The sequence below is a fragment of the Herpetosiphon sp. NSE202 genome, assembly GCF_042688385.1.
Classification (GTDB): Bacteria; Chloroflexota; Chloroflexia; order Chloroflexales; family Herpetosiphonaceae; genus Herpetosiphon.
Genome location: NZ_JBHUPY010000007.1, coordinates 166,512 through 187,253 on the forward strand (window position 1 = coordinate 166,512; position 20,742 = coordinate 187,253).

23 protein-coding genes are annotated in these 20,742 nt (G+C 49.7%); 4 read left to right on the forward strand and 19 right to left on the reverse strand.

All coding sequences use genetic code 11. The annotated features are described in order from the left end of the window. Window positions 1-14: 14 nt before the first annotated feature. Window positions 15-1,064 (reverse strand): WD40 repeat domain-containing protein, encoded by a 1,050-nt coding sequence (locus ACFMKP_RS10295; RefSeq protein ID WP_382291525.1) that lies wholly within the window; start codon window positions 1,062-1,064, stop codon window positions 15-17. 87 nt (window positions 1,065-1,151) lie between these two features. Here ACFMKP_RS10295 and ACFMKP_RS10300 point away from each other — a divergent pair, with 87 nt between their 5' ends. Continuing rightward, a complete protein-coding gene (locus ACFMKP_RS10300; protein ID WP_382291527.1) occupies window positions 1,152-1,643 on the forward strand; it encodes an NUDIX hydrolase in 492 nt (163 codons plus the stop codon). Between the two features lie 33 nt (window positions 1,644-1,676). Here ACFMKP_RS10300 and ACFMKP_RS10305 read toward each other — a convergent pair whose 3' ends face one another. Further along, window positions 1,677-2,354 (reverse strand): hypothetical protein, encoded by a 678-nt coding sequence (locus ACFMKP_RS10305; RefSeq protein ID WP_382291529.1) that lies wholly within the window; start codon window positions 2,352-2,354, stop codon window positions 1,677-1,679. A 319-nt stretch (window positions 2,355-2,673) separates the two neighbouring features. After that, window positions 2,674-2,820, reverse strand: coding sequence for a hypothetical protein (locus ACFMKP_RS10310; protein WP_382291531.1), 147 nt, complete (start codon window positions 2,818-2,820; stop codon window positions 2,674-2,676). Window positions 2,821-2,906: 86 nt separating this feature from the next. On the opposite strand from ACFMKP_RS10310, the gene ACFMKP_RS10315 reads away from it, so the two are divergent. Then, window positions 2,907-3,317 (forward strand): heavy metal-responsive transcriptional regulator, encoded by a 411-nt coding sequence (locus ACFMKP_RS10315; protein WP_382291533.1) that lies wholly within the window; start codon window positions 2,907-2,909, stop codon window positions 3,315-3,317. After that, on the forward strand, window positions 3,310-3,705 hold the full coding sequence (locus tag ACFMKP_RS10320; protein ID WP_382291535.1) for a hypothetical protein: 396 nt from the start codon (window positions 3,310-3,312) through the stop codon (window positions 3,703-3,705). The genes ACFMKP_RS10315 and ACFMKP_RS10320 overlap by 8 nt, the downstream gene beginning before the upstream one ends. Before the next feature lie 6 nt (window positions 3,706-3,711). Here the strand turns inward: ACFMKP_RS10320 and ACFMKP_RS10325 are convergent, their stop codons facing one another. The 6 genes from ACFMKP_RS10325 to ACFMKP_RS10350 all read right to left on the reverse strand — a co-directional run bounded on the left by ACFMKP_RS10325 (window position 3,712) and on the right by ACFMKP_RS10350 (window position 12,047). Beyond that, window positions 3,712-4,974 (reverse strand): glutamate-5-semialdehyde dehydrogenase, encoded by a 1,263-nt coding sequence (locus ACFMKP_RS10325; RefSeq protein WP_382291537.1) that lies wholly within the window; start codon window positions 4,972-4,974, stop codon window positions 3,712-3,714. Window positions 4,975-4,998: 24 nt separating this feature from the next. Next, the gene (locus ACFMKP_RS10330; protein ID WP_382291539.1) at window positions 4,999-5,694 is read right to left on the reverse strand and encodes a histidine phosphatase family protein; all 696 of its coding nucleotides are present in this window, start codon (window positions 5,692-5,694) and stop codon (window positions 4,999-5,001) included. 206 nt (window positions 5,695-5,900) lie between these two features. Continuing rightward, complete coding sequence (gene proB, locus ACFMKP_RS10335; RefSeq protein ID WP_382291541.1) at window positions 5,901-7,010, reverse strand: glutamate 5-kinase; 1,110 nt, start codon at window positions 7,008-7,010, stop codon at window positions 5,901-5,903. 386 nt (window positions 7,011-7,396) lie between these two features. Beyond that, window positions 7,397-10,495 (reverse strand): preprotein translocase subunit SecA, encoded by a 3,099-nt coding sequence (gene secA / locus ACFMKP_RS10340; RefSeq protein ID WP_382291543.1) that lies wholly within the window; start codon window positions 10,493-10,495, stop codon window positions 7,397-7,399. A 104-nt stretch (window positions 10,496-10,599) separates the two neighbouring features. After that, on the reverse strand, window positions 10,600-11,175 hold the full coding sequence (locus ACFMKP_RS10345) for an NUDIX hydrolase (RefSeq protein ID WP_382291545.1): 576 nt from the start codon (window positions 11,173-11,175) through the stop codon (window positions 10,600-10,602). 284 nt (window positions 11,176-11,459) lie between these two features. Continuing rightward, entirely contained in the window at window positions 11,460-12,047 is a 588-nt protein-coding gene (locus ACFMKP_RS10350; RefSeq protein WP_382291547.1) for a TetR/AcrR family transcriptional regulator, read from the reverse strand. Window positions 12,048-12,188: 141 nt separating this feature from the next. On the opposite strand from ACFMKP_RS10350, the gene ACFMKP_RS10355 reads away from it, so the two are divergent. After that, a complete protein-coding gene (locus ACFMKP_RS10355; protein ID WP_382291548.1) occupies window positions 12,189-13,073 on the forward strand; it encodes an NmrA family NAD(P)-binding protein in 885 nt (294 codons plus the stop codon). A 272-nt stretch (window positions 13,074-13,345) separates the two neighbouring features. Here the strand turns inward: ACFMKP_RS10355 and ACFMKP_RS10360 are convergent, their stop codons facing one another. From ACFMKP_RS10360 to sufC, 10 genes are all read right to left on the reverse strand, one after another. Beyond that, window positions 13,346-14,236: a sulfurtransferase gene (locus tag ACFMKP_RS10360; protein ID WP_382291550.1), complete on the reverse strand. Its 891-nt coding sequence runs from the start codon at window positions 14,234-14,236 to the stop codon at window positions 13,346-13,348. A gap of 27 nt (window positions 14,237-14,263) precedes the next feature. Continuing rightward, on the reverse strand, window positions 14,264-14,575 hold the full coding sequence (locus ACFMKP_RS10365; RefSeq protein ID WP_382291552.1) for a Rieske (2Fe-2S) protein: 312 nt from the start codon (window positions 14,573-14,575) through the stop codon (window positions 14,264-14,266). 100 nt (window positions 14,576-14,675) lie between these two features. Then, entirely contained in the window at window positions 14,676-16,094 is a 1,419-nt protein-coding gene (gene sufB / locus ACFMKP_RS10370) for a Fe-S cluster assembly protein SufB (RefSeq protein ID WP_382291554.1), read from the reverse strand. Between the two features lie 23 nt (window positions 16,095-16,117). Then, complete coding sequence (locus ACFMKP_RS10375; RefSeq protein ID WP_382291555.1) at window positions 16,118-16,348, reverse strand: hypothetical protein; 231 nt, start codon at window positions 16,346-16,348, stop codon at window positions 16,118-16,120. Next, window positions 16,345-16,740: a Fe-S cluster assembly sulfur transfer protein SufU gene (sufU, locus tag ACFMKP_RS10380; RefSeq protein WP_110513240.1), complete on the reverse strand. Its 396-nt coding sequence runs from the start codon at window positions 16,738-16,740 to the stop codon at window positions 16,345-16,347. The genes ACFMKP_RS10375 and sufU overlap by 4 nt, the downstream gene beginning before the upstream one ends. 6 nt (window positions 16,741-16,746) lie before the next feature. Next, window positions 16,747-17,985, reverse strand: a complete 1,239-nt coding sequence (locus ACFMKP_RS10385; protein ID WP_382291557.1) for a cysteine desulfurase — start codon at window positions 17,983-17,985, stop codon at window positions 16,747-16,749. 153 nt (window positions 17,986-18,138) lie between these two features. Further along, window positions 18,139-18,258 (reverse strand): GxxExxY protein, encoded by a 120-nt coding sequence (locus ACFMKP_RS10390; RefSeq protein ID WP_382291559.1) that lies wholly within the window; start codon window positions 18,256-18,258, stop codon window positions 18,139-18,141. 58 nt (window positions 18,259-18,316) lie between these two features. Then, on the reverse strand, window positions 18,317-18,517 hold the full coding sequence (locus tag ACFMKP_RS10395; protein ID WP_382291561.1) for a GxxExxY protein: 201 nt from the start codon (window positions 18,515-18,517) through the stop codon (window positions 18,317-18,319). 206 nt (window positions 18,518-18,723) lie between these two features. Further along, window positions 18,724-19,914: a Fe-S cluster assembly protein SufD gene (gene sufD / locus ACFMKP_RS10400; protein WP_382291563.1), complete on the reverse strand. Its 1,191-nt coding sequence runs from the start codon at window positions 19,912-19,914 to the stop codon at window positions 18,724-18,726. Then, on the reverse strand, window positions 19,904-20,695 hold the full coding sequence (sufC, locus tag ACFMKP_RS10405) for a Fe-S cluster assembly ATPase SufC (protein ID WP_054537202.1): 792 nt from the start codon (window positions 20,693-20,695) through the stop codon (window positions 19,904-19,906). Before sufC ends, sufD begins: the two co-directional genes overlap by 11 nt. Window positions 20,696-20,742: the final 47 nt, after the last annotated feature.

The window sequence follows — 20,742 nt, forward strand, 5'->3', positions numbered from 1 at the left end:
TGCTCTCATTGAGATTAAATTCGGCTATAACGCCATAGATGCACCGTACAACCAAGCAACGAGGCCGCTAAATAGCTACCACTTACATCCCATTCAAGGATGAATGGAATCATGACGGCTCTTCCGCCAACGTCCGCAACATCAGTTATAACCGTTGCGAGATGCTTGCCATGGCGATCCCAACATTGAATCTGATTATTCCAGGCTGCGATCGCCAAGAAATCGCCACTTGGATGCCATGCGAAAGCCATTACTGTTGTGGCCAATTCAATGCTGATACTCTGACCATTTAAAGTGCGTATTTGGAGTTTGGTTTGATTGGCTTGGGCTAAAAGAGTCCCATCTGGCGACCAACCAAAACAGCGGCCATGTTCCCACTCCCGTTGATCACTGTCCAGTTCCCATTGATCAAGCATTTGGCCTGCGCGATCGATCAAAAACACTGTGAATTGGGTTCGAAGCGCAAACATTCGCGAACTGGGATGCCAAACAATTTCAAGCACTTGGCTGATTTGGTGATGGTTGATGCTAGTTTGCGCGATGAGTTGGCCATTACGTTGCCAAATACGCAACTCAATTGGGTTTACGCTAGGTTGATTCCACGCAGCGACCAGATATTCGCCATCCACCGACCAAGCCAGATTATCCTTAAACGCTTCTGGGATTAGATTCTGACCCAAATCATGAAGTGTAGCACTCGCTAAATCCCATAATTGCCAAAAATTCTGTTTGGCGTTATAGCTGACTACTTGGGGATAGACTGGATTCCACGCCATGCGCGAGCCTGGTATTTGACGGATCAAACGACCATGTGGATTCCATAATTGAATAACATTGGTTCGAACTGCCAGCAAAGTGCCATTCAGCACCCATTGGAGTTCCTCCACATAACTCTGGCAATTTAATTTGGTTTGCAATTGGCCATCAGCATTCCAAATTGTCACATCATAGCGTTTTTTGTAATCTAAGGTTGAGCCAGTTGCTAATAGCGCCTGATAGGGATGCCATGCGATTGGATTTGGCGTGTAGCCCCATTTGCCACATTGCCGATGGTAGTTAATCATTCTTGCGATCCTTAGGATTTGCAGCCTTGATTATAATGTGAGGAAGATTGAGTAGTTGTAGCGCTGATTATAAGGCGAGGAAAATCAATGCAGCAACCTACATGGCAGGTTAATACGCATCAACAAACATGGCATGTGCGTTGGCACCCAGCCGATAGCGAGTCAGCAGGCAAAGCTCATGGCTCGGCTGGCATTTGCCTCACGCCTGAACGCCAAATTGTAGTGGTGAGCCAAAATGGGATTGATTGGGATGTACCAGCAGGCCGCAGCGAGGCAGGCGAATCGTGGGCAGCAACCTTGCAACGCGAGCTAGCCGAAGAAGCATGTGCCATGGTTCAAAGCGCTAGCTTATTGGGCTTTTGCCAAAGCCAATGTTTGGCTGGAGCAGAACAAGGGCTAATTTTAGTCCGCGCGTTTTGGCTGGCCCAAGTTACAATCCAAGCATGGCAGCCACAATTCGAAATGATCGAACGACGACTGATTGAACCTAAGGAAATTTGGGGCTACCTGCCACAGGCCTATCTACCAATCTATCGCCATGTATTGCAGGTAGCCTCATTGTTTATTGAAGTCGATTAGATTAAGTGTTCCGCTCAGCACTAGCCGTCAGATTTAGCGTATCCAGCGATTAAAACTTAGCTCCCATACGACGATTAAATTATTCAATTGAGATAGTAATAAGCTCACTACAATAAATGTAAGACAGCGAAACAGCACATATACTTGAATTTTCCGAGTATAGATTAAACCAAAGCCATAGCTAAATAATCCTAGCAGCATAAGCACTGGCAGTAGATTCCATCCTTTTGATAACCAGTACAATAAAGGAATCGATACGACTGTAATCATTATGATTTTGATCAGAAGATATTCAGGTTGAAGTGGTAATGTCGATTGGCTAATATGTTTAAACAAAATTGTGATAAAACCAAACGATGATACGATTACGAATATTATTGTTATCAATAGAGGTAACATTCTTGCAGTTGTTGGTGCATTAATAAACATAGATGATGTATAAAATGGTATTAGTAAACTTAGCGAGAAAAATAAATTTCTCCAGCCATACGTTTTACGATCAAAATCAATCGTATCAATCATCTCTGGCAAATGATCAAGACCATAGCCTAAAAAGATAACTCCTGCAAAGATAAGTAGCTTTAGAAATAGTACCCAATTTGAGGCTACCAATATTGAAGACGGCAACATAAGCATCCCAAGGATGATACATGGCAAGGATAGAATCAAGAAAAGGTACGGACGTGGTTGGTTAATTAAACGCTTGAACATAGATTCTCCTCATCATAAATACTACGGGGATTTGGTTGATATTCTCAATCAACCGCCGATAATACGTACAGCGTGGCTTAAGGTTCCATAAATTCCTAAACCTTGGATTCTAACTCTAATGTTACATTGGATGGGCAAGCAGTGGAATGCCCTCACCCCCAGCCCCGCTCCCACTGAACGCGGGCGAGGGGAGCACAGACTCTGTGGTTCCCTCGTGTCCGTTCGACGGGCGCGGGGGTGAGGGGAAATCAGTGGTTAAGTGATGTACTATTATATCTAACGCCTATGCCATTTTTGCTTCTGATTTTTGGTAGCCTCCCTAATCCTTTATCTTTTCCATTGGCCCAGATTCGCTCAAATTATTCTTTCCCAAAGCCAAAAGACAATAGCCAATAGCCTGATCCCTTTTGACTTCTGACTTCTGACTTCTGACTTCTGATTTTTGCTTTGGCATTTCATCCTTCATCCCTCATCCTTCATCCTTTCAAAATTACCCCTTGACTCTATAGCATAGTATAGGGTTTATGATAGGCATCAGAAAGGAATTGAGCGATGCAAATTGGTCAAGTAGCCCGCCGCTGTGGCGTAAGTGTCCAAACTGTCCGTTTGTATGAACGCATGGGTTTGATCGAAACCGCCCAACGCCGCGAATCGGGCTATCGCGATTATGCGGGCACAGTCATTGCGCGAATTTTGGCGATCAAGCAGGGCCAAGCACTTGGCTTTAGTCTAAGCGAAATGGGCATGTTTCTGCAACTCAGCCCGCAAACGACTGAGCAAGCGTTGATTGAGCAATTCGTTGAGCAAAAAGTGCAGCAAATTGAGCAAACGATTCAACAGTTTCAACGCTTGCGCTTGGCGCTCGAAGAATTTGCCACTCGTTCCGCCGACGACTCGCGCGAATGCCCAGTTATTTATGCTTTGGCCGAGATGGCCTGTGTACAAGGAGTTTCTGATGCCTAGAACAACCCAAAGTTTACGCTGGTTTGGTTGGTATGCGCTTAGCACCGGTCTGTTGGCCGCGCTCGCACCAAATCTTATTTTGGGCCTTTTTGGCTTGCCAGCAACTAGCGAAGTTTGGCCACGGGTGGCGGGCATGCTCATTGGCTTTATCGGCGTATTGCACATGAATGTTAGCCCAATCAATCTGCAACGCTATGCTTTAGCGACGGTGGTGTTGCGGCTCAGCGTGCCGTTGATCTTCGGTTGGTGGGTCATCAGCGGGCTTGGGCCATGGCAATTGTTGTTTTTTGCTGGCGCTGATGTAGTTGGGGCACTAGCAACCTTATGGGGCTTGCGGGTTGATCAACAAACGGGCAATTCACGCCAAACTAGCGCAATTGCCCGCTAAAAAAAGCTAATCGCGAACGTGGCCAGCGCCGCGCACAATCCATTTATACGAGGTCAATTCGCGCAAGGCCATCGGGCCACGAGCATGCAATTTTTGGGTGCTGATCGCAATTTCAGCGCCCAAGCCCAATTGCGATCCATCAGTGAAACGGGTTGAAGAATTGGCATACACCACCGCTGAATCAACTTCATTCAAAAAGCGCTCGATTGCGCTTGGATCTTGCGACAAAATCGTGTCGGAATGGTCGGTTCCATGCTGATCGATGTGTTCAAGCGCTTGATCAAGCCCATCGACCACCCGCACCGCCAAAATTAATGCCGAAAATTCTTGGCCAAAATCATCAGGCTGGGCCGCGACTAAATGCCACTCGCTATTGCCAGCCTCGCGCAAAATCGCCAAGGATTCAGGATCGCAGCGCAATTCGACGTTGTGCTCCTGCAAGGCAGCCCCCAAGCGCGGCAAGATTTTAGCGGCTGCACTGCGTTCAATCAACAAAGTTTCAAGCGAATTGCAGACACTTGGGCGTTGCACCTTGGCATTGACAATGATCGGCACAACTTGATCGAGCGGCGCAGTATGGTCAACATAGGCATGGCACACGCCAATTCCGCCAGTAATCACTGGAATCGTGGCAGTTTGACGACAAAAATCGTGCAAGCCCGAGCCACCACGCGGAATAATCATATCCACATAGCGATCCAAGGTCAGCAAGCCGCGCACCAATTCACGATCAGGATTATCAATCAATTGCAAGGCATCAGCGGGCAAATCAACTCGTTCCAAGGCGCGGCGCAAGGCATGCACCAATGCTGCTGCAGAACGGGTAATTTCTTTGCCGCCGCGCAAAATCACCGCGCTACCAGCTTTGATGCACAAGGCTGCCACATCGGCAGTAACATTTGGCCGCGCTTCGTAAATTACGCCGACTACGCCCAACGGCACGCGCCGCTTTTCAATGCGCAAGCCATTGGGCAGCACTCCTTGCTCAAAAACCTCGCCAACCGGATCAGGCAACACTGCCACCGTGCGCACATCGTTGGCAATTGCTTCGAGCCGTTGCTCGTTGAGCAATAAACGGTCAAGCAAAGCCGGAGTTAAGCCAGCCTCGCGCCCCAGCCGCATATCAGCAGCATTAGCCGAAAGAATCGATTCGCGATCAAGGCTTAGTTCTTCGGCCATCGCCTCAACGGCTGCATTGCGTTGGGCCGTGGTTGTGCGGGCCAATAATCGGGCTGCCAGCTTTGCGCGCTGACCCATTGCCTCAAGCATTGTAGACTCCTCATTGACTAGCCATCATAACTCGCCGAGTGGTGCTGCTGGATGATCTTCGCCTTCGAGATCGCCTTCGAGTTGCCAGCGCACTGCTGCATGCAAATGCACAGCATCGTTATAGCCGCCCAAAAACCAGCGCACCTGCCCACCCCGCTGATGCTGATACCAATGAGTCAAGGATGTATTGGTCACTTCTAGGTCAACATTCGGTTGCTCGCTGCGGGTATGTGGCCAAAAATAGCTTAACGATGATTCTATCACCCAACCATGGCAAACAATTACAATCGTCGCATCGGGATTGGCATGCAACACCCGTTCAAAATTGGTGTGAGTGCGCAGGCAGAAGCTTTGCCACGTCTCGCCACCTGGTGATAAGGGCTTGCGCAAATCGAAATCAAATTTGCCATAGCGTTGATTATATTCTTTCCAGCTTAGGCCATCGGCCTCGCCAACATTGAATTCGCAAAATGTCTCATCGTAGAGCAAGGGTTGAGCAAACGCAGGCGCAATAATTTCGGCGGTTTGCATGGCCCGTGGCATCGTACTACAAATAAACAGATCGGGCACGACTTCACGGGTTGCGATCAGCCGATCGCGCAAATGTTCAGCTTGTTGCACGCCCAAATCGGTCAAGCCTCGATCGCCTTTGATGCCGCCAATAATTGGCTCGACATTCACCACAGCCTGCCCGTGGCGAATCAAATACAGTTTAGCCATAAAACCCCTTTTATAGAAGTATGAAGGATGAATTATGAGGGATGAAATACTTCTTCAGCCATTCACACCTTATTTATTGAAGGATGAATTTCATTGCTCACATATTCACACCTTTTTAGAAATAAGCAATAATTCAAAGCCGCAAAAATCCTATCCCTCATCCCTCATCCCTCATCCCTCATCCCTCATCCCTCATCCCTCATCCCTCATCCCTCATCCTTAACAAAGGCTACCATATCATCGCGGTGAATGACTTCATCGCCGTAGGAATAGCCGAGGATACTTTCGATGTCGCTGGTGCGTGAGCCTTTGATTTGAGCAACTTCGTGGGCGGCGTATTGGCATAAGCCACAGGCAATCGCCTGCCCATCGGGAGCGACAATCGCTACGGTTTGGCCACGTCGCCACTCGCCCTCAACCGCCACAATTCCTGCTGGCAACAGGCTGCGGCCTTGCTGAGTGAGGGCTTGCACCGCCCCAGCATCAACCGCAATATGCGCTTGGCGCACGCGCTCGGCCATAATCCAACGCTTGCGGCTCTCCAAGCGGGTGCTGACTGGCCGAAAGCGCGTGCCAATACTCTCGCCAGCGGCCAAACGCAACAGCACATCAGGCTCGTTGCCAGCAGCAATGATCATGCTTGTGCCAGCCCGCGTGGCTAATTCGGCAGCCTGAATTTTGGTGAACATCCCGCCAGTGCCCCGATGCGAGCCAGCCGCCCCCGCTAAGGCATAGACTTGTTCGGTTACCACTGCCACATCGTCGATTAACTGAGCTTCGGGGTTATGGCGCGGATCGGCGCTATACAAGCCAGCAATATCGCTCAAAATGACCAAAAGCTGCGCATCAACCAAATTTGCCACCAACGCCGAGAGCGTATCGTTATCGCCAACCCGAATTTCATCAACCGCCACCGCATCGTTTTCGTTGATAATCGGCAGCACGCCAATTTCCAAACAGGTTAATAAGGTTGCGCGGGCATTGAGGTAGCGCACCCGATCGCGCAGATCGGCGCGGGTCAGCAGGGTTTGGGCAACTGGCACATCGTAAATTTCAAATAATTGGCCGTAGATGTGCATCAATCGACCTTGGCCAACCGCCGCCAAGGCCTGTTTATGGGTCAATTCTCGCCGCCGTTTGGGAAAGCCCAAGCGCTCCCAACCTGCTAATACCGCCCCCGAGGAAACCAACACGACTTCGTGGCCAGCAGTGCGCAAGTGGGCCATCTGACGGGCCAAATCGACCATGCGCGGGCGCTGTAAACGGTCAGTGCCATCGGTCAAAACGCTGGTGCCAAGTTTAATTACAATTCGCATAGTAAGCTCTATTCATCAAGATGAGTATAAAACGCTATTTTAACGCCTAGCTCCAAATTGATTTCAACCAAACCATAAAAGCTGCGTTTTGAAACCACGAAGAGCACGAAGAGCACGAAGATCGAAAATCACGAATGTTATTTTTTTAGCCACGAATTACACGAATTGCGCCAAGCTGTGGCTATCGGCTATTGAGTTTTGACCTTTGACTTTTGACCTTTGATTTGGTATTTCATCCCTCATCCTTCAGCCTTCATCCTTATTTTCTGCCTTTTGATTTTTGACTTCTGAATTTGCTCTATGCTCTATGTTCTATGTTCTAAAATCAACAGGCCACAGAGCAAAATACTCCATGGCCTGTAGGAACTTAGTCGTTATATCAAAGATTATTTTTTGCCAACAGCTTGGGCGTGGGTGTGTTTGACCGCCAAAATTGCTTCAAGCTCGGCTTCTTTGCCCGGCAAGCCATGGCATGCTTTGAACTTCTTGCCGCTATCGCAAGGGCAAGGGTCATTGCGTCCGATTTTGATAATAATGCGGCGGGCTGGAGCAGCTTGCCCAGCGGCATTGCTGACGCGGCGTGCAGCACCACCAACACCTCGTTTGGCTGGCTTGGGTGCTTCTTCAGTAGCGTTTTCTGAGCCACCAGCGGTTTGGGCCATTGCCAAACGAGCTTCCATTTCCAGTTCAACTTGGCGCAAGCGCACTTGCCAGTTGGCTGCATCGGTGAAGAAGTTGTAGACAATCCGGTTTTGAATATTGCCTTTGAGTTCATCGAACATCTTATAGGCTTCGCGCTTGAAAGCCACCAACGGATCTTGTTGGGCAATCGCGACGTTGCCAATGCCTTGGCGCAATTCATCAACCGCCGTCAGATAATCGATCCATTCGCGATCGATTGCGCCGAGCATTTCTTGGCGCTCAAAGTGGGCAAAGAAGGCTTCGGGGCCGCTAACACCAGGAATTGGCTGCACACCACGTTGCAACAAACCAGTGTATTGAGTTGCCAACTCTTGGCCCAAGCGATTGTAGGCTTCTTCGACAACATCGGTCGCAATTTCGCCAATTTCATCAGCTTGGCGGCCTTTGAAACGAGCGGCCAATTCAGTTTCTTGGGCTTTGAGTTGCGGCACAATCGCATACAATTGGCGCAAGAAGCCTTCCATATCTGGCTGATCAAGCTCTTTGTTATCGAGGAAATCTTCGACATGGGCTTCGATTTCGTCAACCACCATCTCAAGGATGCGGTCGCCCATATCTTCGCCGCCAAGAATGGCATGGCGGTCGGCGTAGATAACTTCGCGTTGTTTGTTCACCACGTCGTCATATTCGACCACGTGTTTACGCACATCGAAGTTATAGCCTTCAACCCGCGTTTGCGCGCTTTCGATGGCTTTATCGAGCAAGCCCGATTCGAGTGGCAATTCTTCCTCGCCATCAGACATACGTTCCATCAAGCGTTTGATTGTGTCGATCCGACCGAAGCGGGTCATCAACTCGTCTTCCAGCGAGATGAAGAAGCGTGATGAGCCAGGGTCGCCTTGACGGCCAGCCCGACCACGCAGCTGATTGTCGATCCGGCGGGCTTCGTGGCGCTCAGTACCAATGATGTGCAGGCCGCCAGCGTCCATCACCGCTTTACGCTCTGCATCGACATCGGCTTTGGCTTTGGCGGTTGCTTCGGCCAATTGCTCAGGCGTGGCTTCGGTGATGGTTGTGCCCAGCGCTTTAAGATGCTCCTCGACCAAACCATCGGGATTACCGCCAAGCAAAATGTCGGTACCGCGACCAGCCATGTTGGTTGCAATCGTGATTGCGCCAGTGCGCCCAGCTTGGGCCACAATATAGGCTTCACGTTCGTGTTGCTTAGCGTTCAAGAGATAATGTTCAAGCCCTGATTGATTCAGCAAATTGCTGACAATTTCTGAGCTTTCAACCGAGGTTGTACCAACCAAGACTGGACGGCCAAGCTCGTGCATTTCTTTGATTTCGCGCAACACAGCGTTGTATTTAGCTTTTTGGGTTGCATAAATATGGTCGCGATAATCTTCGCGCACCACTTGGCGATTGGTTGGGATAATCACCACTTCCAAATTGTAGATTTTGCTAAATTCTTCAGCTTCGGTGATTGCTGTCCCTGTCATGCCGCCAAGTTTGTTGTACATGCGGAAGTAATTTTGGAAGGTGATGGTTGCCAAGGTGACGTTTTCGCGGCGGACCTCGACCGATTCTTTGGCCTCAACCGCTTGGTGCAAGCCATCCGACCAACGCCGACCAGGCATCGTCCGGCCTGTAAACTCATCGACGATCACAACTTCGCCATTTTGGACCACATAATCAACATCACGGTGGAAAACATATTCGGCTTTGAGCGCGTTTTCCAAGTAGTGGGTCAATTCGAAGTTCTTGGCATCGTACATGTTCTCGCCTTCGGGCAAGTTGAGGCGTTTTTCCATCACCTCTAAGCCCGATTCGGTCAAAGTAATTGAGCGCGATTTTTCGTCGATCCAGTAATCGCCGTCGAAATCGTCTTTCAAGCCTTTGCGCACTTCGTCGGGCGAGATGCTTGAGCGCTTGAGGCCACGCACCAATGAAGAAAAACGGCGATAGTTATCGCTGGATTCTTGGGCTGGGCCGGAGATAATCAACGGAGTACGGGCTTCGTCGATCAAAATATTATCAACTTCGTCGACAATCGCGTAGTGCAATTCACGCTGCACACATTGATCTTTGTGCTGCACCATGTTATCGCGCAGATAATCGAAGCCATATTCATTGTTCGTGCCGTAGGTCATATCGGCCATGTAGGCTTCGCGACGTGAGCAAGGCCGCCAGTGCACCAAACGGCTATCATCTTGTTTGGCGTTGGGGTCGATATAATTGGGGTCGTAAATTGCTGAATAATCGTGGGCGATATAGCCAGTGCTCATGCCAAGGCTATGGAAAATTGGCCCCATCCAACCACCACCAACTTTGGCGAGATAGTCGTTAACGGTGACCAAGTGTGCGCCACGGCCTGGAATTGCATTGAGAAACAAGGGCAAGGAAGCCACAAGGGTTTTACCTTCACCAGTTTTCATTTCGGCAATCCGGCCTTCGTGTAGCACAATCCCGCCGATCATCTGGACATCGTAGTGACGTTGGCCAATGACCCTGCTTGAGGCTTCGCGCACGAGGGCAAACGCTTCGGGCAACAATTCATCAAGGGCTGAATCTTCGATAATTCGTAATTCTTTTTGATACTCTTTTTCGACGGTTGAATCGTGGCGATTTTCGTCGGCGTAGCGGTCGTCGAGCGCTTCACGATCCGCTTTGGTAAGCTCTGCGAACCGTGTGCGTAATTCAGCCGTTTTTTCACGGAGTTGTTCATCGCTAAGAGCCTTGAATGTTGGCTCAAGGGCGTTAATTTCATCTAAGGTTGGCTGCATTTTCTTCACAACCTTAGCGTTGGGGTCGCCCAGTAGTTTCCCAAGCCATTTAAACATGTGGTACCTCGTGGTGTCTGAATATCGGCAGCACGGCTGCATCGCTAGATTATACCACGCAGCTTTGGCGCTTTGAATGGCTTAAAAGCTGCTTAAACGAAATGTTAACGCACTGCCAATAATCCTCGATCTTCGCGATTAAGCAGCTGTTGAAACTTACCAAGGAAGCGTCCGAGCTGGGGATCACTGCGTTCTAATGGCACGTCATCAAGCGCAAACCAACGAATTTGGGCGAATTCAGCCTGATCGTAATGCAATGCTTGCTGAGAATCAGCCTGCACCACATACCACAACGAAACATCAATATGGCCTGCGGTGAGGCCAACAGTTTCAGTTACGGTAATAAAGCATGGCTCTGGCCAATAAAACTGCGCTTCTATCCCCAATTCTTCCTCAATTTCACGGCTGACGGTGCTGGCTGGATGTTCATCTGGCTCAACGTGGCCACCACAAGGCAACCACAACTGGGCATTACGATGATCAACTAATAAAATCTGAGCGGTCGCAGGATCATAAACCACAATGTAGGAAACGAGGTGCATCGGCGGCGTAGCAGGCTTGGCGGTGCGAAACAATGGCGCATCGCTATCGATCCATGCCACGGTTTCGTTACAATCTGCTTGCTCACGTAAATCCAAGGGGGCAATTTGGGTCACTAAGCTACGAATAGTTGAACGCATAGATTCCTCCAACAATCCTCAATCTGATCCACGAAGGGCACGAAGAGCACGAAGAACGAGAAACCACGAAGAGCGAGAAACCACGAAGGACGCGAAGCTCGCGAAGGCTGTTTTTAGCCACAGATTTTTAGTATGAGGCTATGGGCTATGGGCTATGAGCTTTTGGAACCAGTGTCATTCACCAAACGTTCCGATAGCCTATAGCCTTCAGTCTATAGCCAAACATCCTCTGAGCCTCTGCGTTAAAAATACGCTTTTGCCTTTTGCATTCTGCCTTTTGCCTTTCATCCTTTTAACGCTTCGATGCTACCAACCAGCAAGGGCACGCTATCGTTGATAAAGTTTTCGAGGTTTTGGCAGCGATCACTATAGAGCCAGCGGGCGGCCAAGGCAAATACCGACCAACTGAGCATAGTTGCCAAAAGTTGGCGTTGCATTGCTGCTACGTTGCGTAACGGCAAATAATGATCAAGCCATGTTTGAATATGTTGCTCTAGCATGCGTTTGATCTGGGTTTCAGCCAACGAATCGAAAAAACGATGATATTGATTGCACTGGCCATGAATCATCGCCCAATGGTCGGCGATTGCCCACAGCAAAGCTTGCATATAGCGGGTTGGCGTGTCGGGATAATGCTGCATACGCCGATCAAGAAACATCATAAAGCCATCACGAATCAGTTCATCAACTAAGGCATATTTATCGCTGAAATGAGCATAGAAGGTTGCCCGATTAATCGTCGCAGCTTCGGCAATCTCGTTAACTGTCACTTCCTCGAAGGTACGTGTGCGCAAGAGCTGAATCAAGGCATCGAGAATTAATTTGCGCGTGCGCTTGGTGCGCGGGTCAATTTTAACAGCGTTTCCCAACATTTTGGCTCCTTTGTTGCCTAAGCAACAAATTTTCGTTTTTGCTGGTTGACACTATAGCACGGGTTCTCTATGCTATTCAACAGATGTCAATTAAACAACGAGTGTTGTTTAGACTTCAATTCATCAGTGAGGTTTTTAATCATGGCTCATACTCAAGGTTTGGTCGCAATCACCGGTGCAGCAGGTCAATTAGGACGCTTGGTTTTGCAAGAAGTATTGGCAAAAGTTGGGGCAAATCAAGTTGTAGCAATCACCCGTGATCCAGCCAAATTGGCCGATGTTGCCGCTCAAGGCGTAAAAGTTGTCGCTGGCGATTTCAACGATCCAGCAAGTTTGACCGCTGCGTTGGCCGGAGTCGAACGAGTTTTGCTGATCAGCATCGATGTAGTTGGCAGCGAACGAGTGCGTTTGCAAACTGGTGCGGTAAAAGCAATCGCTGACGCTGGCGTGAAACACATCGTTTATACCTCAGCAACAAATCCTGCCGCAGCCCCAATGGAATTTGTGCGCGAACACGCTGCGACCGAGGAAGCAATTAAGGCCAGTAGCTTGAGCTACAGCTTCTTGCGCAATAACTTCTATTTTGAAACGATCACCGATAAGGTAAAAGGCGCTTTGGCAAGTGGCGTAATTGCCGCCGCCGCTGGCGACGCTGCTGCTGGCTTGGTTGCCCGCGCCGATTGTGCTGCTGCCGCCGCTGCTGCCTTGGTGAGCGATAGCACCGCTTCAGAAGTGTACAACATTACTGGCCCGGTCAGCTTAACCCACAAAGCCATTGCTGAAACCGTCGCTGAATTTGCAGGCCGCGACGTGGTGTATCAGCCAATCGATGCCGCCAGCGCCCAACAACAACTTGAGCAATACGGCCTGCCAGCGCCAGTTGCCGGTTTTGTCGTCGCCATCGATCACGATTTGATCGGCTCAGGCGCGTTGGATGTTGTGAGCAACGATGTTGAGCGCTTGACTGGCAAACCAGCGCAATCATTGGGCGAATATCTTAACGCCAATCGGGCGTTGTTTAGCTAATTTCCCTCACCCCAACCCCTCTCCCGTCCAACGGGCGAGGGCTTTTTGATTCCGTGGTTTTCGAATGATTCAGCGACTCCCCCCTCTCCCGTGGCGCGGGCGAGGGGCTTTTGGTTGTGTGGGTTTGGCATGATTGGGGGTGAAAACGGGTGCTCCCCCTCGCCCGCGTTTTCGTGGGCGAGGGGGTTGGGGGGTGAGGGAACGCTCCACCACCGACCAATCGCTCAAAACCGACCCTTGAAAGAATGGGGCTGGGGGGTGAGGGAACTACACTATTTGCTGGTCGTAGGGTTATGAATTGGCAAGCCAACCACATTGCCCCATTCCGTCCATGAGCCGTCGTAATTGCGCACGTTTTTGTAGCCCAAGAGTTCGTGCAGCACAAACCACGTCAACGATGAGCGTTCGCCAATGCGGCAATAGACCACAGTATCGCTTTCGGGCGTTACGCCAACATCGCCATACAATTGCGTAATTTCATCAGCGCTCTTGAAGGTGCCATCGTCGTTAACTGCTTTGGCCCAAGGCACATTGACCGCGCCTGGAATGTGGCCGCCACGCACCGCGCCTTCTTGAGGATATTCGGGCATGTGCAATTTTTTGCCAGTAAATTCATCGGGCGAGCGCACATCGACCAAGCTATGGCCTGCTGGCAAGTCAATTGCGGTTTGGCGGGCATTTGGGCGGCCAATATGGGCCAGCACATCATCGCGGAACGCGCGAATTTCGGGCTTTGGTTCGCCAACAACATACTGGGTTGGCTCGAAGCTTGGCACCACCCGCGTCAATTCGCGGCCTTCGTCGATCCATTTTTTGCGCCCGCCGTTCATAATTTTGAGCTTTTCGTGGCCAAGCAATTGAAAAACCCAATAGGCATAGCAGGCCCACCAATTATTTTTATCGCCATAAAAAACGATGGTGGTGTCGTTGCTAATGCCAAAGCGGCTCAGCAGCGCAGCAAATGCATCGCCATCAATATAATCGCGAATCTGCACATCATTTAAATCATCTTGCCAATTGATTTTAACCGCGTTAGCGATATGGCCCATTTCATAGAGCAAAATATCTTCATCCGATTCAACCAAACGCACATCGGCATCGTTCAAATGCTCAGCAACCCAATCGGTGCTCACCAACACATCAGGATTCACGTAATCGCTCATCGATTGCTCCTTTATTGAAATTAATAATTAAGCTTCAAGCAAAATCTGATCGTTTTCGATTTTGAGGTTATAGACCTTCAATGGCTCGGTCGCTGGCAATGAGCGCGGGCGGCCACTGGCCAAATCAAAACGTGCGCCATGCAGCGGGCATTCGATTGTGCAATCATCCTCATCCAACTCGCCTTCGTGCAATTCGGCGTAGGCATGGGTGCAAATGTTGCTGGTGGCAAAATACTGCGTGCCACAGCGAAAAATCCCCACTTGCTCGCCAGCAAAATCAACCTGAATCGCTGGCGTGTCGGCCAAATCGTGCAGCGTTGCAACAACTTGATAGCTCATCTCGTTATTCCTTAATTTATTAACTAAATTGATTAACAATGATCGAGCAAAGAAAATGCCGAGGACGCAGGGTTTGCGCCTCGGCGTTGGTAGGCCAGCACTAGCCGACCGAGCCTTCCATTTCCATTTGGATCAAGCGGTTCAATTCGACAGCGTATTCCATGGGCAATTCACGGGTGAATGGCTCCATAAAGCCCAATACAATCATCGAAAGTGCTTCGGCTTCGTCGAGGCCGCGGCTCATCAGATAGAACAATTGCTCTTCGCCGATTTTGCCGACGGTTGCTTCGTGGGCCACAGTCGCTGAATCTTCCTCGATCTCGATGTAGGGAATCGTATCCGAGGCTGAGCGATCGTCGAGAATCAAGGCATCACAGACCACGTTGATTTTGGCGTTGTGTGCGCCCCGTTGAACTTTGGCCAACCCACGATAGGTTGTGCGACCGCCGTTCTTCGAGACTGATTTGTTGGTGATGCGGCTGGTGGTGTCGGGAGCGCCGTGCACCATTTTGGCCCCAGCGTCTTGATGTTGGCCTTCGCCAGCGTAGGCAACTGAGAGCACCTCGCCCTTTGCGCCGCGACCCATCATGTAGACTGCTGGATACTTCATGGTCAACTTCGAGCCAATGTTGCCATCAACCCATTCCATCGAAGCATCTTCGTAGGCAACAGCGCGTTTGGTCACCAAATTGAAAATGTTGTTGGCCCAGTTTTGAATCGTGGTATAGCGGCATTTACCACCTTTCTTCACGATAATTTCCACCACTGCTGAGTGCAGCGAGTTGGTGCTATAGACTGGCGCGGTACAACCTTCGATATAGTGAACTTCTGCGCCTTCATCGACGATAATCAAGGTACGTTCGAATTGGCCCATGTTTTCAGCATTGATGCGGAAATAGGCTTGCAATGGAATATCGACCTTGACACCTTTTGGCACATACACGAACGAGCCACCAGACCAAACTGCTGTGTTCAAAGCAGCAAATTTGTTATCGGCTGAAGGAATGATCGTGCCGAAATATTCCTTGAATAACTCAGGATATTCTTTCAAACCTGTGTCAGTGTCAAGGAAAATTACGCCCAGTTTTTCCCACTCTTCGCGCAACGAGTGGTAAACAACTTCTGATTCGTATTGAGCGCCAACGCCAGCCAAGAACTTGCGTTCGGCTTCAGGAATACCCAATTTTTCAAAGGTATTCTTGATATTTTCTGGCACATCGTCCCAGCTATTTTCGGCCCGTTCGCCAGGCCGCACATAATAGTGAATATCTTGGAAATCCAACTCAGCCAAGCGTGGGTTGGCCCACACGCCACTGACTGGCAGTGGTTTTTTATGGAAAATTTCCAGCGCCTTCAAGCGGCGTTGCAACATCCATTCAGGTTCGCCCTTCATTTCCGAGATCGTGCGCACAATATCGGCATTCAGACCTTTTGAAGATTTGAATGTATAGTTCTCTTCGTCGCGAAAGCCGTACTTCGAGTAATCAAACTCGATCTCGTTTTGTGCAGGGTTGGACATGCCCTGAGCCTCCTATAGTGTGATCACGAATAAGTGATGAGATTACTTGATTCAGAATCTTGCAATTCTGTTTCCAGATGCTGCCATTCATTAGCAGAAAATTCAGCTAGTGTCGTAGCAATTGATTGTTGATAATGCTGCTCACGCCATCGTTCTATCAGTGCATAGATTACCCATAGAACAAGTGCTACTCCAGCCAATCTACCAACGCGAACGATGGTAATTAATGCTGAGTGCGGAGCAAGATGGCTCAAAGGCTATCCTCATCGTCGTCTACGAGATTGACCCCGTAGAGACCGGCTTTGAGCGTTTTGAGCGAGAGCAAGGCGCATTTCAGCCGCACAGGCCCAATCGGTATCCCCAATAAATCGAGGATGGTTTGTTTATCAAAGGCTTTGGCTTCGTCGACGCTTTTGCCAGTGAGTTCTTCGCTGAGCATCGAGGCTGAAGCTTGGCTGATTGCGCAGCCTTTACCTTTAAATTTTACATCAACAATTCGCTCGTTTTCGACCAATAAATAAATGCTGAGTTGATCGCCACACAACGGGTTATGCTCATGTTGCACAATCGTTGCTTGCTCAAGCTCGCCGTAATTTCGCGGATGGCGATAGTGATCTAATATATTTTCACGATATAAATCGTCCACAATGCCTCACAGTTGGAAGGTGTCGCGCGCCAAAACCAAGGCTTCAGCCAAACGATCAATTTCTTCCTCAAGCGTGTATAAGTAGAATGATGCACGCACCGTTGCTGGTACGCCAAAAATATCGTGCAATGGATGGGTACAATGATGCCCAGCCCGCACCGCAATGCCCTGTGTATCGAGGATTGCCGCCACATCGTGGGCATGCACTCCAGCCAAGGTAAAGCTCAACAAGCCACCGCGCTCAGCAGCAGGCGGACCAAAAATGGTCAGCCCATCGATGGCGCTGAGTTTATCCCAAGCGTAGTGGGTCAATTGGCGTTCGCGCTCGTGAATCGCCTCCATCCCAAGCCCATTCAAGAAGTCAATCGCCGCGCCAAGGCCAATCGCCTCGGCAATCGCTGGCGTGCCTGCCTCGAATTTCCATGGGAGGTCGTTCCATGAGCTTTCGCGCAACCCAACCCGTTTGATCATATCGCCGCCGCCCATAAACGGTGGCATCGCTTCAAGTAATTCGCGCCGCGCCCACAGCACGCCAATGCCAGTTGGCCCGCACATTTTATGCCCCGAAAAGGCCAGAAAATCGCAGCCAAGCGCTTGCACATTGACTGGAATATGCGGCACACTTTGCGCTCCATCGAGCAGAACCAAGGCCCCAACCTGCTTGGCGGCGGCAATCACCTGTTCAACTGGATTGATCGTGCCCAGCACATTCGACATATGGGTCATGGCTACGAGTTTGGTGCGTTCAGTCAATAATTGCTCAAGATTGCTCAGCTCAAGCCGACCTTGGGCATCAAGCTCGATAAAATCAAGCTCTACGCCAATTTGGGCCGCCAGTAATTGCCATGGCACCAAATTCGAGTGATGTTCGCTGACCGTGAGCAAAATCCGGTCGCCAGCTTGGAGATTGGCACGGCCCCAGCTTTGGGCAACCAAATTGATTGCTTCGGTGGCGTTGCGGGTAAAAATAATTTCCTTGGTCGATTTCGCGCCAATAAAGCGGCCAATCGTGCGGCGTGTGCCTTCATAGGCTTCGGTCGCCGCTTCGCTAATCTGATACACGCCCCGATGCACATTCGCATTAATCGTGCGATAGTAGCGATCCATCGCATTGAGCACAGCCAGCGGCTTTTGCGCAGTTGCAGTGCTATCCAAATAGGCTAGGCGATGGCCGTTAATCGATTGATCCAAGAGCGGAAATTGCTCGCGAATGGCGTTAATATCAAGGGTTGTTTGTACAGACATAACTCACCAATATCCGATCGACAAAGGACACGAAGCAGAGAAACCGCGAAGAGCACCAAGAATTGCTTTTTGATCCAAGAAGGACACGAAGAGCACGAATGTTTAGATTTGGCGCTTCGGTCAGGGTTCATAGGCAATTAATGGGTTGGGATGTCAACGAACTAAACGTTTCCATTCCAACTTGCTCAGGCTGCCAAAATTAATCAATAGGCCAACCCGAAACTGGGTTGCTTTGAGATAATTAATCAGTTGCGCTTCTTCGAGCGTTGTCAAACGATTCAGCGCTTTTAGCTCAACAATAATTTGGTTGTAACAAATAAAATCAGCAATATTAGGTTTTTTGGAGTAATTGCTGTTTGTAGCGAATTGCTAAAGATGCTTGGGCTGCGAATTGAATTTGGCGTTGAGTCAATTCCAATTCAAGTGCTTCTTGGTACACTGCCTCTAAGAAACCACTGCCCAACTCGCGATGCACTTCTATCGCCGCTCCAACCACAGCGAACACTTCATCGGCCAAAAGAATCGTTGCCATCCACGCCTCCCAAAAACAGTTGGTTCCGAATTACTAGATACACAAACCAACTATTTTTGGGATGGCACAAAAAACAAACTTCGTGTCCTTGGTGCTCTTCGTGGATCACATCATTAAACTTCATCGACCAACAAATCATTTTCATCCACTTGTGAATCACACAAAAAACAAACTTCGTGTCCTTCGTGCCCTTCGTGGATCAAAACTTAGACTTTTTCGGCGACGATGGTTTCGACGCGTTCGCGTACAGCTTCGTCAGGAATCATATCGATGATTTCGCCGACAAAGCCCAACACGATCGTGCGCTTGGCTTCGGCAAATGGCAAACCGCGTGATTGCAGATAGAACAACTGCTCTTCGTCGATTTGGCCGCTGGTCGAGCCGTGGCCTGCCTTAACTTCGTTGGCATCAATCTCCAAACCTGGAATTGAATCCGAGCGTGAAGTTTTGCTCAAGTGCAAGGCATTTTCGCGCAAGTCGGAGTTGGTACCTTGGCCAGTGGCGGGTATTTTCACCATGCCATCGAAAACAGCATAGGCTTCATCATCAACCACGGTTTTGAAGTTAATTTGACCTTCGGTGTTCAAGCCAATGTGATTCAGTTTGGGTGCAACAAGCAAGTTTTGCTTGCCATTGCCATACAACAACCCATTCCAATTGACGCTTGAACCATTGCCGCTCAAATTGGCTTCCAAGGTAACGTGCTGCACAGCGCTGCCAACCACCACATTCAACCATTCTGCTTGGGCATCGCGGTTGATGCGGATTTGTTGGCTACCGAGCACATAGACATTGCTGTTCAGAATTTGTACGCTGCTGAAATTAACTTGGCCACCATCGCCAACCTCAATTTCAACTCCAGTCAAAACCACTGCGCTGGCATCAAAATCAGCTGAGCTAATTTCTTCGATCACATTGATCGAGCTATGGCGCTCGGTCACGATCAGCGTGCGGGGCGCGACAATTGTGCCAGCCTTAGCGACGTGATAGCGAATTCGTACCAATTCTTCGACCACAACATCTTTGGCAACGTGGATGAAAAGCCCACCGTTGACCAAGGCATTGTTGAGCGCTGAATAGGGATCGCGGCTGGTTTGCACAGCGCTGCCAAGCACCCGTTGCACCAACTCGGCATGGCTTTGAATCGCTTCAGCCAATGGCAAAATCGTTACGCCTTCAGCGCCAGCAAATTCAACCGAAACTTCGGCTTCAGCAACGCTATAATCGGCCAGATTAAAGCCCTTGAGGTTGGTTCGTCGCCAATCTGGTTGCTCGGCGGTTTCGAATGCTTGCCATGCTTCGCGGCGGCGGCTCGTGAGCCATTCTGGCTCGTTGCGGCTGGCCAGCAAGGCCTCAAATTGCGCCACATCAAAGGTAGATTGCAAATTAGCTGGCATTGCCAAACACTTCCTCTCGAATGAAATCGTAGCCTTTTTCTTCGAGTTCCAAAGCCATTTCAGGGCCACCTTCGCGCACAATTTGGCCGTTCATCAAAACGTGCACATAATCGGGCTTGATGTAGTTGAGCAAGCGTTGGTAGTGAGTGATGACCAACACGCCAAGTTCAGGCTTTTCGGCTTTAACTTTGTTGACACCTTCGGCCACAATTTTCAATGCGTCGATGTCAAGCCCTGAGTCGGTTTCGTCCATGATTGAGATTGAAGGCTGCAACATGGCCATTTGCAAAATTTCAAGCCGTTTCTTTTCGCCACCAGAGAAACCTTCGTTCAAATAGCGGCGGGCAAAATCAGGAGCCATTTCCAACATATCCATGCGCGATTTGATCACTTTGCGATATTCGGCCATTGGAATGGCGGTCGACTTTGGATCAACGCCTTCTTGAGCGCGATGAGCGTTCAAGGCTGCGCGCAAGAAGTTGGCAACAGTTACGCCTGCAACCGCGACTGGATATTGAAATGCAAGGAACAAGCCCAATTTTGAACGATCGTTTGGTTCGAGGTCAAGCACATCTTGGCCTTTGTACCAAACTTCGCCTTCGGTCACTTCGTAGCGTGGGTGACCAGCGAGGGTATATGCCAAGGTCGACTTGCCTGAGCCATTTGGCCCCATGATGGCGTGAATTTTGCCTTCTTCGATGGTCAGATTAATACCTTTGAGAATTTCTTTGCCATCGACCGCAACGTGCAAGTTGCGAATGACCAAATTGTTGGCGCTCATGACACTCCTATTCAAGATTGCTATTCAAGACAACAGCATGGCATGCC

Excerpts from the sequence above, each read along its gene's own strand:
- sufC (WP_054537202.1), bottom strand. The coding sequence starts at position 20,695 with ATGAGCGCCAACAATTTGGTCATTCGCAACTTGCACGTTGCGGTCGAT.
- ACFMKP_RS10355 (WP_382291548.1), top strand. The coding sequence starts at position 12,189 with ATGGCTCATACTCAAGGTTTGGTCGCAATCACCGGTGCAGCAGGTCAA.
- ACFMKP_RS10300 (WP_382291527.1), top strand. The coding sequence starts at position 1,152 with ATGCAGCAACCTACATGGCAGGTTAATACGCATCAACAAACATGGCAT.
- ACFMKP_RS10310 (WP_382291531.1), bottom strand. The coding sequence starts at position 2,820 with ATGAAGGATGAAATGCCAAAGCAAAAATCAGAAGTCAGAAGTCAGAAG.
- ACFMKP_RS10325 (WP_382291537.1), bottom strand. The coding sequence starts at position 4,974 with ATGCTTGAGGCAATGGGTCAGCGCGCAAAGCTGGCAGCCCGATTATTG.
- ACFMKP_RS10395 (WP_382291561.1), bottom strand. The coding sequence starts at position 18,517 with ATGGCAACGATTCTTTTGGCCGATGAAGTGTTCGCTGTGGTTGGAGCG.
- ACFMKP_RS10315 (WP_382291533.1), top strand. The coding sequence starts at position 2,907 with ATGCAAATTGGTCAAGTAGCCCGCCGCTGTGGCGTAAGTGTCCAAACT.
- ACFMKP_RS10360 (WP_382291550.1), bottom strand. The coding sequence starts at position 14,236 with ATGAGCGATTACGTGAATCCTGATGTGTTGGTGAGCACCGATTGGGTT.
- ACFMKP_RS10385 (WP_382291557.1), bottom strand. The coding sequence starts at position 17,985 with ATGTCTGTACAAACAACCCTTGATATTAACGCCATTCGCGAGCAATTT.
- ACFMKP_RS10320 (WP_382291535.1), top strand. The coding sequence starts at position 3,310 with ATGCCTAGAACAACCCAAAGTTTACGCTGGTTTGGTTGGTATGCGCTT.
- sufB (WP_382291554.1), bottom strand. The coding sequence starts at position 16,094 with ATGTCCAACCCTGCACAAAACGAGATCGAGTTTGATTACTCGAAGTAC.
- ACFMKP_RS10345 (WP_382291545.1), bottom strand. The coding sequence starts at position 11,175 with ATGCGTTCAACTATTCGTAGCTTAGTGACCCAAATTGCCCCCTTGGAT.
- ACFMKP_RS10350 (WP_382291547.1), bottom strand. The coding sequence starts at position 12,047 with ATGTTGGGAAACGCTGTTAAAATTGACCCGCGCACCAAGCGCACGCGC.
- ACFMKP_RS10365 (WP_382291552.1), bottom strand. The coding sequence starts at position 14,575 with ATGAGCTATCAAGTTGTTGCAACGCTGCACGATTTGGCCGACACGCCA.
- ACFMKP_RS10330 (WP_382291539.1), bottom strand. The coding sequence starts at position 5,694 with ATGGCTAAACTGTATTTGATTCGCCACGGGCAGGCTGTGGTGAATGTC.
- secA (WP_382291543.1), bottom strand. The coding sequence starts at position 10,495 with ATGTTTAAATGGCTTGGGAAACTACTGGGCGACCCCAACGCTAAGGTT.
- proB (WP_382291541.1), bottom strand. The coding sequence starts at position 7,010 with ATGCGAATTGTAATTAAACTTGGCACCAGCGTTTTGACCGATGGCACT.
- ACFMKP_RS10295 (WP_382291525.1), bottom strand. The coding sequence starts at position 1,064 with ATGATTAACTACCATCGGCAATGTGGCAAATGGGGCTACACGCCAAAT.
- sufD (WP_382291563.1), bottom strand. The coding sequence starts at position 19,914 with ATGCCAGCTAATTTGCAATCTACCTTTGATGTGGCGCAATTTGAGGCC.
- ACFMKP_RS10305 (WP_382291529.1), bottom strand. The coding sequence starts at position 2,354 with ATGTTCAAGCGTTTAATTAACCAACCACGTCCGTACCTTTTCTTGATT.